Below are 17,778 nucleotides of genomic sequence, written 5' to 3'. Positions count from 1 at the left end.
CGACGTCAGCCGGCTCGTCCGTCGGGTGGGAGCGGTCCGCCCGGCGCGCCGTCGAGGGCGAATTCGGTGTCCGGAGCGCGGCCGGTCAGCCGCAGCCCGCTCCACCGCACGTCGGTGCACCGGTCCACGACGAGGGTCGGCCCGAACTCATCGGCCGGCACGTCCCGCCAGACCACGGCGAGGTCCCGGAGGGACACGTCGCGAGCGCCTTCGACGTGCAGCGCCGGCGGCCGGCACGCCCGCAGGCCGTTGATGTCGTCCTCCCGGCCCGGATACGGGGCGGCGGAGTCGATCGGCCGCAAATCCTGCCGGCGGCCCGGCCGGTCGGTCCACCTGTCCATCTCCAGCCGCACGTCGCTGAGCTGAACGTCGTCGATCTCGCCCGGCGCCTGCGCGTAGATCACGATCCCGTTCTCGGCGCGGGCCAGGATGTTGCGGATCCGGACCCGCCGGACCGCTCCGGCCTGCTCGTGCCAGGGCGCGGACCGGATCATGATCGGCTCCCCGGCGCCCCACCAGTCGGCTCCGTCGTGCCGGGTCTCGATGACCAGGTCGCTGAAGAGCACGTTCTCGACGTCTCCGCCGGGGCCGGTGCCCATCGACACGGAGATCCCGCGGTGGCTGTTGCGGATGGTGCACCCGGTCACCACGACGTTGCGGATCGGCCGGTCGGTCTCCACGCCGATGGTGATCGCGGTGGACCGGGACTCGATGGCGCAGGCGGTGACCAGGACGTCCGACGTGCCGCCGAATCCGGCGAACTCGTCGGTGGTCTTCAGGCAGATGCCGTCGTCGGGACAGCGGATGTCGCAACCGACGACCCGTACCCGCTTGCAGTGGTCGATGTCGATGCCATCGGCGTTCGGCACCCGCATGTCGTTGGCGATCCGGATCCCGTCGATGTGCACGTCGACGCAGCCGGAGAGGCGCACCGTCCACAGCGCCGCGTCGACCAGCCGGACGTCCCGCAGGAGCACCCCGGTGCAGCCGATCAGGATGACCGGGAACGGCCGGCTGGGATCCATCCGGTAGATCCCGTCGCCCTCGCCGCGGACGTACGCCGGCGCGGAGCCGTCAATCGTGCCCGTACCGGTGATGGCCACGTCGCTGGCGCCCTCGGCCCAGATCAGCGCGCCGTTGGCGACCCGGCTGCCGGTCGACTCCCCCGCGGCCAGCGCGCCGACCCGGAAGGTCCGCGAGTAGTCGGCCGGGTCGGTGGCGGCGACCAGCCGGCTGCCGGCGGCCAGGTGCAGTTCGACGTTGCTCTTCAACTCGATCGAGCCGCAGCGGTACGCGTCGCCCGGCAGCAGCACCACCCGACCGCCGCCGCGGGCGGCGGCAGCGTCCACAGCGGCCTGCACGGCGTGGGTGTCGTCGGTCTGGCCGTCGCCGGTCGCTCCGAACGTACGGGGCAGCTGATCCGTGCCGAGCTGAAAGGTGTCCATGCCGATCCTTCGTCGCGTCGCGTCGCGGCGCTCGCCGGGGACCGCCGGATCGTGCGGTGCGGCGTCCCGGTCCGCTTCAGCAGTAGATCACTGAATCGCTTAAGCAACAAGGGGGATGGCCGGGCGGATCGTCGCGACCCGGCCGTCAGCTCCGGCGCGGTCGCAACGGTCGGGTGGACTGCCGAGCGTTGAGGGTGCCCGCCGGCAGCGTGACGTGGCTGACGTCGCCCCGCAGCTGCATCGCCAGCACCGCCCGGGCCGCCAGCTCGGCCTGCCGGGCCGGCGTCTGCTCGACCGCGGTGATGGACGGCACGGTTATCTCGCACAGATCCGAGTCGTCCCAGGCGACCACCGACACGTCCGCCGGCACCGAGAGCCCCATCTCGTGGGCGACCCGCAGCGCGGCCGCGGCCATGACGTCGTTGTCGAAGACCACGGCGGTGGGCCGCCGGCTGGCGCTCATCAGCCGGCGCATCGCCCGCATTCCCTCGGCGGCGCTGTAGTTGGTGTAGAGCACCTGGTATTCGCTGCGATCCAGACCGGCCCGGTCGACCGCCTCCAGGAAGCACTGGTCGCGCCGCCAGGTGTGGAACAGGTTCTCGTTGCCGGCCACCCGGGCGATCACCCGGTGACCGAGGGCCCGCAGGTAGTCGATGATGCTGGTGGTGATGCCCGCCATGTCCGCCTCGACCGTGCTGAAGCCGGCGAGCCCGACGTCTCCGCCGATCACCGCGGCCGGCATGCCCAGCTCACGCAGGACGTCCAGCCGGGGATCCTCGCGACGCAGATCGGTGACGATGACACCGTCGACATGCCGGCCGGCCCACCACTTGCGGTAGACCGCGAGGGTGTCGTCGATGGCGTCCACCAGGTGCAGCACCAGGGCGATGCCGTTGCGGTTGAGCTCGGCCTCGAGGCCGCTGAGCAGCTGAGTGAAGTACGAGTCGACGGTCATCACCCGGGGCGGTCGCACCACCACCAAGCCGACCGCGTGGGCCCGGGAGGCCACCAGCGCCCGGGCGGCGATGTTCGGCGCCCAGCCGAGGTCGCGGGCGGCGGCCTGCACCCGGGCCCGGGTCTCGCTGGACACGCCGGGCCGGTCATTCAGGGCGTACGAGGCGGCCGCCTCGGAAACCCCCGCGTGGTTCGCCACCTGCCGGATGGTCACCCGGGCGGGCTTCCCGCTCGATCCGTTGTCGTTGGCTATCGTGGCCACCCGCGCTCCCGTTCCCCGGCCTGCCCGTGCCGCCGGGCCCGGGAATTTCTCCTCCCCCGGATCGTACCGGTCGGCACTACTTAAACGCATCGGCCCCCATTGAGCCGCCGCAGCCCGACGGGCCGGGCGACGCCGGAAGTCCCCTGCCACGCGCGAGATCGCAGCTGAGGCCGTTCCCAGCCCACCCGGCCCGCTCCTGGCCCTCCGGCGACGCCCGATGGCTCCAGGAGGTTACGGTTCGATTACGACGGCCGTCCGATCAATATGAACTGAATCGCATAAGCGTTACGCTCGCCGCCACCGTCTCCCGCGGGGCGGAACATCAACAGTCCTGAATCGGAGTGGTCGATGAACAGACGACGCACCGTCTCTGCCGCCACGCTCTGCGCCGTCGCGCTCGTCGCCTCGGCCTGCGGCAATGGCGGCGACAGCAAGGGCAGCGGCAGCAAGGAACTCAACATCATCAGCATCGCGACGCCGTCCGGCCCGGGATACGCCACCCTGCAGAAGGCGATCTCCACGTTCGAGCAGCAGTCCGGCGCCAAGCTGAACCTGACCACCGCCGCCGGCGACTCGGTCATCAGCCAGTTCGAGTCCAGCTCGCTCGCCGGCAACGAGGCCGACGTGGTCAACATCAACCCGGTCGGCAACGTCCGCAACTGGCTCAAGAGCGGCGCCATCGTGGACGCCAACCAGTACCTCGACTCCTGGGGCTTGAAGGACACCGTCAACCCGGAGGCCGTCAAGCAGTGGACCCTGGACGGCCAGCTGCAGGGCTTCCCGTACGAGACGTTCACCTGGCCGCTGTGGCTGAACATGGACCTGCTGGCCAAGGCGGGCATCACCGCCGCGCCGGCCACGCTCGACGAACTCCAGGCGGACGCCGCCAAGCTGAAGGCCGCCGGCATCACCCCGCTCGCCGTCGGCGGCAGCGACTGGACCGGGCAGGACATGCTCCAGCGGTTCATCCAGCTGTACCTGCCGACGTCGGACTACCCGGACGTGTTCGGCAGCGGCAAGTACTGCGCCAACCAGCACGCGATGGACGCGCTGACCGAGGTGACCAGGCTGCGCGACGCCGGGCTGTTCGCCAAGAACGTCCAGGGCCTTACCTCGAACGACATGAACACCGCGTTCTACACCGGCAAGGCGGCCATGATGCTCGCCGGGTCCTGGGCCTTCGGCGACGTGCCCAAGGCGTTGGCGCCGCACATCGCCTTTACCGGCCTGCCGCTGCCGGCCTCCGGCGCGGCGGTCAGCAAGCCGGCGTTCGCCGTCGGCTACACCTCGGCCGGTTGGCTGATCAGCAAGAACGGCGCGAAGAAGGGCGACCTGATCAAGCAGTTCCTCAAAATCATCTACAGCGACGAAACGGTCAAGGAGACGATCAGCAGCGCCGGGTTCGTGCCGGCGGTGGCCAAGGTCCCGGATCTGCCGGCCGACGCCAGCCCGCTGGTGACCGCCTCGATCAAGGCGGTGGCAGCCACCGACCGGCTGGTGCCGACCGACGCGTGGGTCCCGCCGTCCGTGGTGAGCAGCTACACCCAGGGCTCGTCTGTCGCCTACACGCCGGGCAAGTCCGCCGCGGACGTCTGCAAGGCGCTCGAGAAGGTCTACGCCTCGGCGAAGTAGCGGACCGTGCCGGGGGAACGGGTCACTCCGCTCCCCCGGCACTCCACCGACCCGGAAGGGAGTCGCGTCACCGATATGACCCAGGTCCTCACCCCCAGCACGCCGGCGGCCGTACCGGCGGCCCGGGTCGATCGCCGGCCGGGCCGGCAGCGACGCCGCGCCGACCGGCTGCTGGCCCTGTTCGCCGCCCCGGCCCTGCTCTGCTACGCCTTCTTCCTGCTCGGCCCGCTGGTCGCGGTCTTCTACATCAGCTTCCTGCGCTGGCCCGGGATGCTCGCGCCGAGTTCCTGGATCGGGCTGGACAACTACCGCCGGATGATCGACGACCCGGTCTTCTGGACCGCCTGCCGGGTGACCGCGATCCAGCTGGTCGCCACCGTACCGGCGCTGGTGGTGCTGTCGTTCATGCTCGGCTATTACGTGGCGCAGAATCCGCCGGGGGTCCGCGCGCTGCGGGTCCTGCTGTTCATTCCCGGCCTGCTGTCGCTGGCCGCCCAGACCACTGTCTTCTTCGCGGTGCTGTCGCCGAACGGGCTGATCAACAGCACTCTCCAGTCGCTCGGACTCGACTCGTGGGTCCGCGCCTGGCTGGCGGACCCGGCCACCGCGCTGCCGGCGCTCATCCTGGTCACCCTCTGGGGCGGCGTGGGCTACACGTCGATCCTCTTCTCCGCCAACCTGTCCAGCATCGAGGAGGCCGTCTACGAGGCCGCCGAGCTGGATGGCGCCGGCCGGTGGCGGACGATGTGGCGGATCGCGTTCCCGATGTCGTACAGCTACGTCGGCGTGGTCACGATGTTGCAGTTGCTGTGGAACCTGTTCGGCTCGGCGGCGATCGTCCTGCTGCTGACCAAGGGCGGGCCGGGGAACTCCACCACCACGCTGTCGTACCTCGTCTACCAGAAGGCGTTTCTGCAGTACAACGTCGGCTACAGCCAGGCCATCGGCGTCGTGCTCTTCGTGGTCGGGATGCTCGGCATCCTGATCATCCGCCGGATCTTCCGTCCCCGTTTCTGACCCGCGCAGTGAGGACATCCCGATGAAGCGCCGATCCCGCGCGGGCACACTGCCCGCGCACATCATCGTCTGGCTCTACGCCGCGGTGCTGTGTGTTCCGCTCTATTTCGTCCTGGCATCCACGGTCAAGGACAACACCGCGGTCTTCGCGAACGGATTCGCCCTGCCGAAAGAATGGCTGTGGAGCAATTTCAGCAAGGCGTGGGAGTTGGCCGGGCTGGGGCCGGCGATGCTGAACTCTTTGCTGATCACACTGGCCGCCGAGGTGTTCGGGCTGGTGCTGGCCATCCCGGCGGCCTACGCGGTGGCCCGGTCCCGCAGCTGGTTCGCCGGTTTCGCCGAGAAGGCGTTCAGCCTCGGCTTCCTGATCCCTGCCTTCGCGGCCCTGGTGCCGACGGTGCTGCTGGCCATCCGGCTCAACCTGTTCCACACGCGGCTCTTCCTCATCCTGTTCCTGACCGCCACCGCGCAGCCGCTGTCGGTCATCCTGCTCGCCCAGTTCATGCGGCTGGTCCCGGCCGAGATCGAGGAGGCCGCGCTGGTCGATGGCGCGGGTCGGTTCCGGATCCTGTTCACCGTCTTCATCCCGCTCTCGATGCCAGGGATCGCCACGATCTTCATCCTGAACTTCCTCGGCATCTGGAACGAGTACCTCTTCTCGAACGTCCTGCTCGGCTCGGACATCGCGGTCCGCACCATCCAGGTCGCGCTGCCGACCCTCCAGTCGCAGACCAATCCGCAGTACGGATCCTCTCCGCGGCCACCGTGCTCTGCTCGGTGCCGGTCTTCCTCCTGTTCGCCCTGGCCCAGAAGCGGATGATGACCGCGCTCAGCCAGGGTGCGGTGAAGGGCTGACCGGCGCTCCGATCCGGTCGCGCCGGTGGGAGCGAAGCCGGGGACAGCTTCGCTCCCACCGCCTGTCACGGGTTCTGCACGATGGCGAACGGGCTCTCCACGCCCCACGACGAGGCGCCCTGCTCGAAGTCACCGTTGTTGAGCAGGTTGCCCCCACCGCTGCTGAGCGACGCGTCGTCCAGGTAGATGGTGCCACCGGACGTGGAGTCGGTCAGTCGGAAGGTCACCCGGTTGTTGCCGCCAGAGTCGAAAATGATCTGACAGGGCTGCCAGGATCCGGTCGCGGTGCAGCGGTTGCCGCCGAGCTCGGCGCCCCACTCACCGGCGTGGATCCGGAAGTCGATCGTGCCGGAGCCGCGCAGGTAAACGGTCGCGGTGTACGAGGTGTTGCCGCTGACGTTCGGGATCTGGGTGAGGTTGCGCCACCCGCCCTGGGCGGCCAGCTTCGCCGCCCAGGAGCCGCTGCGGGTGTTGCCGCCGCCGGTCCCGCCGGGGTTGCCGGAGCCGCCGGTGTTGCCGGAGCCGCCCAGGTCGAGGTCGACCTCGCCGGCGTGCGCGTCGTGGAACGCCTTCAGCTTGTCCTTGATGTCGGCCCACCCGCCATAGCCGTCGATCCCGTTGTACGACCAGAAGAAGTACCCGAGGTAGCCGAGGTTGTACGTATCGTTGATCTTGGTGTCCCGGGTGAAGTAGGCGTCGTCCTTGGCCGGCATCTCACCGATCACCACCGGCTTGTCGTCGCTGTTGTAGAACGTCGGGCCGCGACCCTCCCAGGGGGAGAAGTCGTAACTGTCGCCCTTCTCCCAGTCGTACCAGTGCACCTGGTAGAAGTCGCTGTACGCGTACTGCTGGTCGGAGCCGCCGACCTGGGCCCGCAGCGCCGCGTCGCTCCACCAGTTGCCCACCGTCGCGTCCACGTGGTTGGCGCTGAGCCACTTGTACGCTCCGGAGCCGGCGGCCACCACGTACTTCGAGGTGTTCTTGTGCAGCGCGACGACCTGTTGGGCGACGAACCGTTGCATCGTGGAGAGCTGGATCAGGTCCCGGTCGCCCGGCCCGGTGTTGCCGTTGCCGGACCCCCACACGTCGTCCGACGCGGTGGTGAACTCCGGCTCGTTGATCACCTCGTAGCCGAGCACCGCGGGGTTGTCGTTGTATCGCTGGGCCATCGGCACCAGCACATTGTCGATGTAGCTCTGGGTGCGCCCGGAGTCGTTGATGAAACTGGTCCGGGCCGGTCGGATCGCCAGGTAGGCGCTGGAGGTGAAGGTCAGCTCCGGGGCCCAGAGGGTGAGCAGCACGGCGACGTTGTGGTTGCGGGCCCGACCGAGAAAGTCGTCCAGGTTGGGGTAAAAGTTCGCCGGTACGCCGGTGACGGCGTTGTTGCCGTCGAAACTGGGGCTGCACCGGCCGTCCACGTGCACCCAGAAGCGCACCGAGTTCACCCCGTACGCCTGCAGGTTGCTGAACATCGACTCGAAGCTGTTCGCGTCGTAGTTGCAGCCGATGTCCGAGCCGAACTTGTCGACTCCCCATGGCACGTTGACGCCGTTGAGGAACACGGACCGGCCGTTGATGGTCAGCCGGTTGGCCGGGTTGGCGTGCGCCGACCGGGCCCCGCCGCCGACGGCGACGGTCAGGCCGGCAGCTACCAGCAGCAGGGCGACGAGCGCTCTCGTTCGCCACATTCGGGCAATACAGGACACAGGTACCTCCTGTGAATCGGAGGGGCACGTCCGTCGGGAGGATGCGGGTCGGGCGGACCCGGATCGCGAACGTGCGGGACTGACCACGGTCCGGGTGGGCCGCGGTGGCGGGAGACGGGTGGAGCGGGCGAGCGGGTGGCGAGAGCTCCGACCGGCCCCAACTGCCTTAAACGTATAAGCATATGACGATGGATCAGATTGAAGCACTGCGTTACCTGCGTGTCAACGATCCCGATCTATCTGACCAAAGTGGGCAACACTCTGTCGGTCGCCGATTACTGAGTCGTTTCAGCTCGGCGACACCGCCGAGATCCGTCGCCGTGGCCTACACCTGGAGGCCGAGGCGGCTTGGCGTGCTTGCCGGGGTTCCGGGTCGCCCGCAGGAGTGCGCGGCTGGCCGGGCTGCACCAGCCGTCATCCGCGGGCGATGAAGACGTCGAGAGCGGCGAGCGGGTGGCGAGAGACGGGGCCAACGTGTTCCCGCAGGGCTTGGTCGAGGCGGTGGAGCTTGCCCTCGGGTAGGCGCAGGCGTCGACCGATCGCCGAGGGGGCGGTGCCGCCGTGCCAGGCGATGAGCAGGGTGCCACCGGGGCGCAGCACGCGGCGCAGTTCCCGCAGACCGGCGTCCAGGTCGGGCCAGATGGCCACGGTGTTCACCGAGACGATGCGATCGACGCTGCCATCGGGCAGGCCCGTCCGGGCCGCGCTGCCGATCCGCAGGTCGACCCGTCCGGTCTGGATCGCGGCGCGGTTGTTCTTCGCGGCAAGGGTCCGCATCTCCCGTGCCGGGTCGACGCCCTGGACAAGGGTTGCCCCGGTGCGTTCGGCGATCAGCCGGATCAGCGCTCCCGGGCCGTAGCCCACTTCGAGGACCCGCTCCCCCGCCCGTACGTCGAGGAGGTTGAGCAGGTCATCCTGGCGGTTGGCGCGGAGCATGAACAGGCCGGCGAGACGGCCGAGCAGGCCGCGGGGCATCGCGAAGGGAGACGTGACCGGTTGGCCGGTGACCGACGAGGCAGGGCGTTCCATCCGGCCAGGCTGGCACTTCAAGCCGGCTTGAAGTCAAATGGGGCATGGAGCTCGTTCCCATCGGTGAGGCCGCCCACCGGCTCGGCATGAACACCTCCGCGCTGCGCTACTACGAGGAACGCGGGCTGGTTCGGCCGGCCGAGCGCCGCAACGGACGGCGCATGTACGGACCCGACGAGCTGCGCCAGCTGGCGTTCGTTCAGGTGATGCAGCGACTCGGGATGGGGTTGGACGTCGCGGCGGCCGTGCTGGAGCAGCCGAGCGATCAGTGGCGGTCCCTGCTGCGAGAACAGATGGCCGCGTTCGAGCTCCTGATCGCCCGGGCCACGGCGGCCCGTGGGTTCCTGCAGCACGCGATCGACTGCCCGGCCCACCACCCCGTCCGCCAGTGCCCCCACCTGATCGAGACCTTGGACCGGCAGCTGCGCCACACGACTGCCGACAGCGCCACCTCAACGCCGTGACCGCCTGAGGTTCTGCGGCTCAGCCGCGTTTCACGAGGCGGCCGATGGCGGCAGTCAGCTCGGTGGCCCCGCTCTCGACCGTCTGCCCGATCCCGCGGGCCTGGCCGTCGACCCACCGCAGTCGGGCGAGCAACTGGTCCTTGCCGGCGCCGTAACCGGGAGTCCGGTGACGGGGCTCCATCATGCGATCCCTGGTACCCCCCGGGCCGGTGGTCGAGGGCACGCTGGCGATCCTCGGCTCGCCGACCGAACGGGAGCAGCGGATCAGCCCAGACATCGCGGCGGTCCTAAGCCGCCGGCCTCGCCCCTTCGCTGCCTGGGCCGCGCGCAATATCGACGCCTTCCGCTGATTCGGCGGAGGCGCCCGGTCGGGCCCGGGCCCGGCGGCGTCGGACCGGCCGGACACCGTGCGATACATGAACCACCCTGCGGGTTCCCGATCGACCCACTCTGAATCGAGCCGGACGGAGAGCAGCGGTGCTGCGGTCCCCCCTTCAGACGAATCGGCGGGCGGTGGTCTCCAGCCGGTCGCGGTACGCGGCCCACCACGCCTCGTCGCCGTCGGGCAGGTTGTCGCCGGGCCGCCGCAGCCCCACCCGCCCGTCGATCAGCTCGCGCGTCAGGTCGGCCTGCCCGGCGTGCCGATGCAGCTCGGCAAGCATGTGCACCAGGATCAGGTGCAGTGTCACCGCCTCGTCGCCCCACCACGGCACCACGCCGGGCGCGTCGAGCGGGAGCGCCTCGATCGTCGCGTCGGCGTGCGCCCAGACCCGGTGCCAGAGCCCGACGATCTCGTCTCGTGGCTCGTCGGCGGTGGCCCACATGTCGGCGTTCGGCTCCGCGCCCTCGGCCAGGGCGGCGACGGGCTCGGGAAAGGGCCGGCCGAAGACCAGACCGAAGTACTCCGAGGTCACCAGCGCGGTGTGCTTCACCAGCCCGAGCAGGTTCGTGCCGGTCGGGACGAGGGGGCGGCGCACGTCGTACTCGGAGAGTCCATCGAGCTTGCCCAGCAGCGCCTCTCGCCCCTCCCGCAGGTATTGCTGGAGGTTGGCCTTGGCATCCAGGTCCGTCATGCCGGCCATGATCGCACAGCCGGTCGTCCTGCTTACGGGACGAACGAGTCCTCCGCCGTGGCTGGGATGCCGATCTCGGCGCGGGCGCGACAGGTGACCGCCTCCTCGAACCGGGTGTGAGGCGAATCTGTCGCCCACCGTGCGGGCCGGCAACGTTCCCGGGCGTGCGCCGGTTCCTGGCTGTCGTAGGGGTCTCATAAGCTCCGGCAGACCCATCGCCACTGTCGAGGGTGACCCCGGTGGCCCCGACCAGCCTTGAGGAGTTCCGAGCATGCGTCGTCCGGTTCGGTTCGAGCCCAGCAGCGGGATGACCGGCATGCCGGTCACCAAGATGGGCGGACAGCCCGTGTGGCTGCGGGCGCCGCAGTGGCCGGTGTCACGTTCGCTCGGCGAGCCGATGACGTTCATCGGCCAGTTCCGCCTCGACGCCGACGGCGAGGTCCGGATGGCCTACCTGTTCATGACCGACGGTGACGAGTACGTCGATGGCACCTGGGAGCCCGACGGTGGCGAGAACGCCGTGATCGTTCAGCCCGAGGGATCTGTACCGGCTTTCCTCACTGTGACTGACATGAGCGTGGGCCCGTCCTGGCCCGTGGAGGACCACCTACCGGTGGCCCAGCAGGTCCCCGGAGACGAGGAGGTGTGGGAGTTCCTGGGCGACGAGCCGGTGTGGTTGCAGGGGGACCAGACGCCTGGGCCGGACTGGCGGCTGATCGGACAGCTGACCGACCATCTGGGCCACAACTTCGGCGACGCCGGAATCGGCTACGTCTTCGTTTCGGCGGACGGCACCGAAGGCAGGTTTCTCTGGCAGTGCGGCTAACTATCCGTACGCCGACCGTGCGCCTCCGGCCAGACCGCGTGATCAGGTCGTGATCAGCGCGGGGAGTTGGGACATGTGCCCGAAGACAAGGGTGGCGCCCGCCGCCCGCAGCACCTCCGGGGCGGCGTGGGTGGGGCCCGACGGCGCGAAACCGAACACCGTTGCCCCGGCGGCCACACCGGCGGTGACACCCGCGACCGAGTCCTCGATCACGACGGCCGCCTCCGGGTCGATCTTCAGCGCCTGCGCCGCGGCCAGGTAGACGTCGGGCGCGGGTTTGCTCCTGGGCACCTCCATACCGCTGAAGACCCGAGCGCCGAAGTACCCGTCCAGCCCGGCGATCTTCAGTTGCATCTCGACCTTTCCGCGGTCGGCCCCGGTGACGCAGGCGAACCGGTCATCCATGAGCGCCGCGACGGCCCTCACCGCTTCCTCGGCTCCGGGGATCGGGACCAGACCCGACCGCAACGCCGCGTCCCGCCGGGCGCGGAAGGTAGCCAGCCAGGCGTCGTCGATCCGGAAGCCGGTGTTCTCCTGGATCACCGACCACTCGTCCCTGAGCGCCCGACCGACGAACAGCTGGATGCAGTCCCGCTCGGAGATTTCCCAGCCGAGCTCGAGGAGCATCGTGCGCAGCACGCCGTTCGTGATCGCCTCGGAGTCGACGAGCACACCGTCACAGTCGAAGAGCACCGCGGAGAAGCGGGGGGTCGAGGCAAGCATGTGGAGCAACTCTACGTGCTGGCGAGCGACGCTCATGATCAGCGGCGCCGGCCGGCCGGACTTGACTGCTCCGCCGGTGTAGACGTGTCCGTCATCACCGCCGTTCTGGGGGGCATGCGGGCCTTTCCCGCCGGTCGCGCTATGCTTCCGGACCGAAGGGGAGTAGTCCCTCGCTGGTCGTCGACATGCTGGAGCCCGCCGTCGCGGGGTCCCGGTGGCCGGGTCCCTCGCCGGGATGGACGAGACCTTCGACCCGTTGGTGACGAATGCGTTGCCTGCGGCGTCGAGGCTCCCTTCGTCATCCGGGACCGACGCGCCCTGGCCGCGCGGAGGGGAAATTCGGTCCGTGATTCATTTCGTGTTGCTTGTCGTCTGCGCGGCGGTCATCTACCTGTCCTGCGAGTGGTTCGTCAACGCCGTGGAGTGGCTGGGGCAGCGGCTGAACGTGGGGGCCCTGGCGGTGGGCACGATCCTGGCGGCCTTCGGCACCGCACTGCCGGAGAGCGTGGTGACGTTCGTGGCCGTGGTCTTCGGCCACTCCGCCGAGCAGAAGGACATCGGCGTGGGCGCCGCGATGGGCGGCCCGCTGGCGTTGGCCACCGTCGCCTACGGCGTCACCGGCGTGATGCTGCTCCTGCGCCGCCGTACCAGGGTGACGACCGCTGTCGCCGCCGGGGTGCCCGACGGCGCCGGCGCCGGACCGGTGCCGGGTCACGGCCTGGGCGACCTGGGCCGGCTGGCCCGTGACCAGCGGTGGTTCCTGACGATCTTCGTGGTCAAGGTGGCGCTGGGCCTGGTGGCCTTCGCGATCAAGCCGTGGCTCGGGTTGCTGTTCTTCGCCGCGTATGCCGCGTACTTCTGGAAGGAGATCCGCAGCTCGGCCGCCGACGGCGAGGGTGAGGATCTGGACCCGCTGCTGATGCAGCGGCGCCGCAGCGTTCCCGCCACCTGGGCGGTCGTGACCCAGACCCTGATCACGCTGGTGATCATCTTTGGCGCGTCCCAGTTGTTCGTCCGGCAGCTGGACGCGATCGGCCCGATGCTGGGTCTGCCCGCCGCGGTCACGGCGCTGCTGCTGTCGCCGATCGCGACGGAGCTGCCCGAGATCATGAATGCGATCATCTGGGTCCGGCAGGGCAAGACCTCGCTGGCGCTGGCGAACATCTCCGGCGCCATGATGATTCAGGCCACCGTGCCCAGCGGCCTCGGTCTGCTGTTCACCCCCTGGCGATTCGACGCCGCGCTGCTGATCTCCGGCATCGTCACCATGGCGGCCATCGTCTACCTGCTGGTCCTGCTACGCAGCGGCCGGTTCACCCCGCGCAACCTGTCCTTCGCGGCCCTTTTCTACCTTGCCTTCGCCGTCGCGCTGATCCCCGTACTGGCCTGAGTCACGTCGCGGGCTGCGCCAGCGCTCCGGGTCCGGCGCCGTTCCGGGTCCGGGCAAACGTTGCAGGTCCGGCTCACCTCACGGTCCGGGTCACCGCCCGCTTCGACCGGGTCCGCCTGGTCGAAGCGGGCGGCGGCGTGTCCGACGGTGGTCGGCGCCCGCCGACCGCAGGCCTCAGGCCCGCAGCCGGCGGCACCCCCGATCAGGAGTTCTTGCTCAGGTACGGGGTGAGCGACTTGACCTGGCGGGAGTCGCTGGCAAAACCGAGGTAGCCGAGCTTCCAGTTCTCTTCGATGGTGCGCAGCAACGAGTAGTGGTTGTACTTGACGGTGTTGGTGTAGCCGCGTGCCCCCTGGCGGGACACGACGATCATCGGAACGTTGCCGCCCCCGTGCACCTCGGGGTTTTTGCTCAGGTCGCCGGCGGTCACCGGCAGCGAGTCGCAGCAGTATTCCCCGCCGGGGCCCTCGTCGTAGGTGATGAAGATGGTCGAGTTGCCGGTCCAGGCCGGGCTGCTCATGATCTTCTTGACCTGCTGGTCGACGAAGTTGTCGCCGAGCTGTTCGAGCTGGGTCTCGTCCAGGGTGTCGCAGCCCGGACCCATGTGCATGTCGTGGCAGAGGTTCGGGGTGATCCAGACGAACTCCGGCACCTTGTTGGCCGCGATGTCCGCGTCGAGGTAGGTCAGCGGGACCACCTTGTTGAGCCGGCTCGGGTTGTTGACGATGCTCGGGTAAAGCACGAACGGGTTGTGCCCGGGCGCGTACGCTCCGGATCCGTTGGGGTCCATGTAGCGACCGCCCAGGTAACCCGGGTACGGCGCCGACTCCATGTACGCCTTCCAGGAGACGTGGTTGTCCTCGAACTGGTCGACAATGTTCGTGTGGTCCAGGAACGGGCCCTGGTTGTTGTTGTTCGCCGCGCTGCCCCAGGTGGAGCCGGAGGTGACCGCGATGTAGTTGGGCTGGCTCGGCTGGGTGACGCCGTAGTAGTTCATCGCCGACCCGTAGGTGCTGGCAAGCGCCCGCAGGTGGGGCGTACCGGCGTTGTTCGGGTCCAGGATCTGCTCCCGGCTGTGGTTCTCCATCATGATCACAAAGACGTGGTCCATGTGGTGCGCGTCCTTGTCCCGGTGGGCGGGGTGCGCGAACGACGCCTGGCTGGCGCCGAGGGCGACGCCCAGGACGACGGCCACGCCGGCGGCCAGGCCGGCGAGGAGTTTGGTCTTCACTGTGCACCTCTCGAGAGGTAGTGGGCGGAAGGGCGCCGGCACGGCAGCCTTCCGCCGGGGGTCACGATCGACGCTAGGAACCAGAACTGAACTCCCCATGGAAAGCGCAAGAAGCGTGGCCATCTGGGCGAAGCCCCGCATATGGACCGGGTCGCGCCATCGCTCGTGGCGCGCTTGACGGTCACGTGCTGCAGGTGGTCTGCAATCCGTGGGCGGCCTCGATGCCGGGCAGCCCACCGCCGACACGGCCGGGCGAGAGCACCAGCACCGGCGAGGGTGGGCCGGCCAGCAGCGGGGTTTTCCCAGGCATCGCGGAGGACTACCGGCCCTCCCCCGCGACGGCGGACGCGAGCGCCAGCGACGCGACGGCCAGGGCGAGGAAGGCGCCGGGGTAGGCGATGTTGTGCAGCACGCGGGCGCGGACGTGGGTGATGACAGCACCGGTGAAGAAAACGACGAGCCCGGCGGCGGCCGCGATGCCGAGGGGTCGCACGCCGAGCAGCCCGAGCAGGAGCCCGGTCGCTCCCGCGGCCTTGAGCAGCCCCAACGGCGCGAGCCAGGACCGCGGTACGCCGACCTCGCTCATGTTGGCCAGGACGAACCGGGCCCGCGCGAGATCGGCGACGGCAATGAACGCGTTGGACACGGTCGTGGCGATGGTGACGGCGACGTAGGCGGCGAACATCGTGCTCCTTCGCGACGCGGCTGTGACGGAGTCAGCCGGATGCCCGCTGACCCGATCGAGCCTCGCCGCAGGGCGAGATCGCGTCCAATAGACGCTTCCATAACCTGATGGCATGGATCTCGACACCCGGTTGCTGCGCTACTTCGCCGCCGTGGCGGAGGAAGGGAACCTCACCCGCGCGGCGGAAGGGCTCTTCGTGTCCCAGCCGGCGTTGACCAAGCAGATCGGCCGGCTGGAAACTCACCTCGGCATGCGGCTGTTCACCCGGTCCCGCGCGGGGATGGTGCCCACGGCGGCGGGTCAGGCACTCGCCGCCGGAGTGCCGGCCGTGCTGGCCGCCCTCGATCGTGCGCTGCGAGAGGCCCGGCGCGCCTCGAGCCACGCCGCTCGGGTACTGCGGGTCGGGTTCCTGGCCGGCGCCGCCAACGAGGCCACCCAGCAGATCATCGCCGCCTTCGCCCTTCGGCACCGGGACTGGCGGGTCGAGATGCGGGCCTCCCCCTGGACGGACCCCACCGGCGGACTGGCGAACGGCGACACCGACGTGGCGCTCCTGCGGCTGCCCTTTCCCGGTCAGGACGGTCTGCACGTGGAAACGCTGTTCACCGAGCCCCGCTGCGTGGTGCTGCCCGTCGGCCACCCGCTGGCCGGACGGGACCGCATACCCTTCCGGGACCTGTGGCAGGAGCCGTTCGTGGCCGCCCCGGCCGAGACCGGCTGGTGGCGTGACTGGTGGCTGGCCACCGCCGAACGGGAGGGTCAGCCCGTCCGGATCGGCGCCGTCACCGACAGCGGTCAGCCCGACGACTGGCTGACCGCGATCGCCAGCGGCTACGGCGTCGCGCTGGCCCCCGAATCCGCCGCCCGCTACTACGCGCGCCCCGACGTCACCTACCGAAGCGTCACCGGCGTCAGCCCCAGCCAGGTCGGGGTCGCCTGGCCGCCCGGGGCTGACGCCGACCCTGTCGTCCGGGACTTCATCCGGTGCTGCCTGGACAACCGCCCGGGCCCACAGCGCTAGCTACCGGCTGCGGTCGTGTGGAGTTCGGCGTAGACCACGATGTTGTCGACGTAGTGCAAGGTGTGGTTGTCGAAGTCACCGCCACAGGTGATCAGCCGCAGCCCGGCGTGGTCGATGGCGCCATAGATGGCGTCGGCCGGGAGACGGTCCTTGGCGTAACGATCGACGTGGCTGACCGCGAACACGGCGGTGATGCCGTCCTGACGGGTCACCCGGACCTGGTCGCCGGGGCGCAGCGCGGAGAGGCGGGCGAACGTGCCGTCGGCCCCGTGGTAGTTGACGTGTCCGGCGAGCACCGCGGGGCCGAGGGACCCGGGGGTCGGCGCCTTGGTGTACCAGCCGACGGTGCGGGCGTCGGCAGGCACCTGCATGCTGCCGTCCGGGTTTTGACCGAGGCCGGTCACCGCCTCGTCGACGTGCAGCGCGGGGATGCGGATCCGGGTGGGGATCGAGGTGGGCAGCAGAGTGCCTCGGGTGAGCACACCTTGGCCGTTCGTCGAGGCGGCGGAGGGGGCTGCGGTGGGCGATCCGCTCAAGGGCGGCTCGGGTGCCGGCTGGTCGTGGTGGCCGATCGCCAGCGCGACGGCCCCGACGACCGCCAGCACAGCGGCGATCGTCGGGGCGTAGACGCGGGTACGGGTCATCGCTGCGCGCGGCTGAGGGCGAACGAACGACGGCGGGTGACCACGATGATGCCGAGGGCTGCGAGCAGGGCGAGGCCGCCGGCGCCGTACCAGACGGCAGGCTCGTGCCGGGTGCTGCCATCGCCGGTGGCGACTCCGCCGACCGGCACCGAGCCCGCGGCGGCGCCGGAGACCATGCCGCACAGGGCCGGATCGGTGGCCTCCTCGGGGATGCCGCGCAGCCCCGCGGACTTGGCGAGGGTGGACTCGCCGAGACCGGCGAGGTCGTACTTGTGGTTGCCGTTGGCGTCGATGCCGTGCTGGACGACGTGCAGGTCCTTGAGGTGTGCGATGGTGCCCTTGGGCAGATCGGCGGCCGGGATCGTCCGGTCGTACATCAGGTTTCCCTTCGCGTCCGCGACGGGCATCCGGTCGACGGCGAGGCCGCTGGCCTTGGCGGTGTCACCCCTGGTGGTCAGGGAGATGAAGATGTCGCCATAAACCGGCATGCCCTCCTCGGTGCTGACGTAGCCGTTGCCGTTCTTGTCGGCGGACATGTCGGGGCAGTGGAAGTCCATGCCGCCGGTGGAGCCGTGCAGGTGCTGGGCGTGCGGCGAATTCGGCACCAGGCCGGTCGAGCGGATGCTGACCCTGAGGTCGCCGTCGTCCATGGCGGTGAGCGTGGCGGTGCCGCTCGCGCCGGACTTGTTGAGCTCAAGCAGCTTGACGTGCACACTTTCGTCTGCAAACGCCGCGGTCGGAGTGGCCAGGAGCAGCGCGGCCATGGCCGGGATGGCGAACAGGGTGCGACGGAATCTCATGAAATTCTCCTTTGGAATGTG

At 69.7% G+C, this 17,778-nt stretch carries 20 protein-coding genes; 8 read left to right on the top strand and 12 right to left on the bottom strand.

The genetic code is table 11. The features are described 5' to 3' along the window. Positions 1–5 precede the first annotated feature (5 nt). Together ACFFHU_RS25830 and ACFFHU_RS25825 are read right to left on the bottom strand one after the other, a co-directional pair. A complete protein-coding gene (locus ACFFHU_RS25830) occupies positions 6–1,445 on the bottom strand; it encodes a glycoside hydrolase family 28 protein (RefSeq protein ID WP_377342849.1) in 1,440 nt (479 codons plus the stop codon). Between the two features lie 145 nt (positions 1,446–1,590). Then, positions 1,591–2,661, bottom strand: coding sequence for a LacI family DNA-binding transcriptional regulator (locus ACFFHU_RS25825; protein WP_377342848.1), 1,071 nt, complete (start codon positions 2,659–2,661; stop codon positions 1,591–1,593). A gap of 348 nt (positions 2,662–3,009) precedes the next feature. On the opposite strand from ACFFHU_RS25825, the gene ACFFHU_RS25820 reads away from it, so the two are divergent. The 3 genes from ACFFHU_RS25820 to ACFFHU_RS25810 all read left to right on the top strand — a co-directional run bounded on the left by ACFFHU_RS25820 (position 3,010) and on the right by ACFFHU_RS25810 (position 6,130). Beyond that, positions 3,010–4,293 carry an ABC transporter substrate-binding protein gene (locus ACFFHU_RS25820; protein ID WP_377342847.1) on the top strand — a complete coding sequence of 428 codons (1,284 nt, stop codon included), beginning with the start codon at positions 3,010–3,012 and terminating at the stop codon, positions 4,291–4,293. Between the two features lie 75 nt (positions 4,294–4,368). Beyond that, a complete protein-coding gene (locus ACFFHU_RS25815) occupies positions 4,369–5,310 on the top strand; it encodes a carbohydrate ABC transporter permease (protein ID WP_377342846.1) in 942 nt (313 codons plus the stop codon). Positions 5,311–5,332: 22 nt separating this feature from the next. After that, entirely contained in the window at positions 5,333–6,130 is a 798-nt protein-coding gene (locus ACFFHU_RS25810; RefSeq protein ID WP_377342845.1) for a carbohydrate ABC transporter permease, read from the top strand. 100 nt (positions 6,131–6,230) lie between these two features. Here ACFFHU_RS25810 and ACFFHU_RS25805 read toward each other — a convergent pair whose 3' ends face one another. Next, the gene (locus tag ACFFHU_RS25805; protein ID WP_377342844.1) at positions 6,231–7,853 is read right to left on the bottom strand and encodes a cellulase family glycosylhydrolase; all 1,623 of its coding nucleotides are present in this window, start codon (positions 7,851–7,853) and stop codon (positions 6,231–6,233) included. 432 nt (positions 7,854–8,285) lie between these two features. Continuing rightward, positions 8,286–8,900 (bottom strand): class I SAM-dependent methyltransferase, encoded by a 615-nt coding sequence (locus ACFFHU_RS25800; RefSeq protein ID WP_377342843.1) that lies wholly within the window; start codon positions 8,898–8,900, stop codon positions 8,286–8,288. A 44-nt stretch (positions 8,901–8,944) separates the two neighbouring features. Here ACFFHU_RS25800 and ACFFHU_RS25795 point away from each other — a divergent pair, with 44 nt between their 5' ends. Beyond that, positions 8,945–9,364 (top strand): MerR family transcriptional regulator, encoded by a 420-nt coding sequence (locus tag ACFFHU_RS25795; protein ID WP_377342842.1) that lies wholly within the window; start codon positions 8,945–8,947, stop codon positions 9,362–9,364. Positions 9,365–9,383: 19 nt separating this feature from the next. Here ACFFHU_RS25795 and ACFFHU_RS25790 read toward each other — a convergent pair whose 3' ends face one another. After that, complete coding sequence (locus tag ACFFHU_RS25790; protein WP_377342841.1) at positions 9,384–9,548, bottom strand: metal-sensitive transcriptional regulator; 165 nt, start codon at positions 9,546–9,548, stop codon at positions 9,384–9,386. A 25-nt stretch (positions 9,549–9,573) separates the two neighbouring features. On the opposite strand from ACFFHU_RS25790, the gene ACFFHU_RS25785 reads away from it, so the two are divergent. Continuing rightward, the gene (locus tag ACFFHU_RS25785) at positions 9,574–9,714 is read left to right on the top strand and encodes a hypothetical protein (protein WP_377342840.1); all 141 of its coding nucleotides are present in this window, start codon (positions 9,574–9,576) and stop codon (positions 9,712–9,714) included. A gap of 144 nt (positions 9,715–9,858) precedes the next feature. On the opposite strand, the gene ACFFHU_RS25780 is transcribed toward ACFFHU_RS25785, so the two are convergent. Then, positions 9,859–10,437 carry a DinB family protein gene (locus ACFFHU_RS25780; protein WP_377342839.1) on the bottom strand — a complete coding sequence of 193 codons (579 nt, stop codon included), beginning with the start codon at positions 10,435–10,437 and terminating at the stop codon, positions 9,859–9,861. A 271-nt stretch (positions 10,438–10,708) separates the two neighbouring features. Between ACFFHU_RS25780 and ACFFHU_RS25775 the strand changes: the two genes are divergently transcribed. Further along, positions 10,709–11,263 carry a YwqG family protein gene (locus ACFFHU_RS25775; RefSeq protein ID WP_377342838.1) on the top strand — a complete coding sequence of 185 codons (555 nt, stop codon included), beginning with the start codon at positions 10,709–10,711 and terminating at the stop codon, positions 11,261–11,263. Between the two features lie 42 nt (positions 11,264–11,305). Here the strand turns inward: ACFFHU_RS25775 and ACFFHU_RS25770 are convergent, their stop codons facing one another. Continuing rightward, positions 11,306–11,986 carry an HAD family hydrolase gene (locus ACFFHU_RS25770; protein ID WP_377342837.1) on the bottom strand — a complete coding sequence of 227 codons (681 nt, stop codon included), beginning with the start codon at positions 11,984–11,986 and terminating at the stop codon, positions 11,306–11,308. Positions 11,987–12,332: 346 nt separating this feature from the next. Between ACFFHU_RS25770 and ACFFHU_RS25765 the strand changes: the two genes are divergently transcribed. Beyond that, a complete protein-coding gene (locus ACFFHU_RS25765) occupies positions 12,333–13,376 on the top strand; it encodes a sodium:calcium antiporter (RefSeq protein WP_377342836.1) in 1,044 nt (347 codons plus the stop codon). Positions 13,377–13,578: 202 nt separating this feature from the next. Here ACFFHU_RS25765 and ACFFHU_RS25760 read toward each other — a convergent pair whose 3' ends face one another. From ACFFHU_RS25760 to ACFFHU_RS25750, 3 genes are all read right to left on the bottom strand, one after another. Then, positions 13,579–14,607, bottom strand: coding sequence for an alkaline phosphatase family protein (locus tag ACFFHU_RS25760; protein WP_377342835.1), 1,029 nt, complete (start codon positions 14,605–14,607; stop codon positions 13,579–13,581). Positions 14,608–14,788: 181 nt separating this feature from the next. Beyond that, the gene (locus ACFFHU_RS25755; RefSeq protein WP_377342834.1) at positions 14,789–14,917 is read right to left on the bottom strand and encodes a hypothetical protein; all 129 of its coding nucleotides are present in this window, start codon (positions 14,915–14,917) and stop codon (positions 14,789–14,791) included. A 9-nt stretch (positions 14,918–14,926) separates the two neighbouring features. Continuing rightward, positions 14,927–15,292 carry a DoxX family protein gene (locus tag ACFFHU_RS25750; RefSeq protein ID WP_377342833.1) on the bottom strand — a complete coding sequence of 122 codons (366 nt, stop codon included), beginning with the start codon at positions 15,290–15,292 and terminating at the stop codon, positions 14,927–14,929. Between the two features lie 112 nt (positions 15,293–15,404). On the opposite strand from ACFFHU_RS25750, the gene ACFFHU_RS25745 reads away from it, so the two are divergent. Further along, positions 15,405–16,313 carry a LysR family transcriptional regulator gene (locus tag ACFFHU_RS25745; protein WP_377342831.1) on the top strand — a complete coding sequence of 303 codons (909 nt, stop codon included), beginning with the start codon at positions 15,405–15,407 and terminating at the stop codon, positions 16,311–16,313. Here ACFFHU_RS25745 and ACFFHU_RS25740 read toward each other — a convergent pair. Both ACFFHU_RS25740 and ACFFHU_RS25735 read right to left on the bottom strand, forming a co-directional pair. After that, a complete protein-coding gene (locus ACFFHU_RS25740) occupies positions 16,310–16,957 on the bottom strand; it encodes a class F sortase (RefSeq protein WP_377342829.1) in 648 nt (215 codons plus the stop codon). The two genes, ACFFHU_RS25745 and ACFFHU_RS25740, sit on opposite strands and share 4 nt — an antisense overlap. Further along, positions 16,954–17,757 (bottom strand): GVDTG sorting domain-containing protein, encoded by an 804-nt coding sequence (locus ACFFHU_RS25735; protein ID WP_377342828.1) that lies wholly within the window; start codon positions 17,755–17,757, stop codon positions 16,954–16,956. Before ACFFHU_RS25735 ends, ACFFHU_RS25740 begins: the two co-directional genes overlap by 4 nt. Between the last annotated feature and the right edge of the window lie 21 nt (positions 17,758–17,778).

This window comes from Plantactinospora siamensis, from assembly GCF_042434095.1.
GTDB lineage: Bacteria > Actinomycetota > Actinomycetes > Mycobacteriales > Micromonosporaceae > KBS50.
This window is presented reverse-complemented; position numbering and strand designations above follow the sequence as displayed.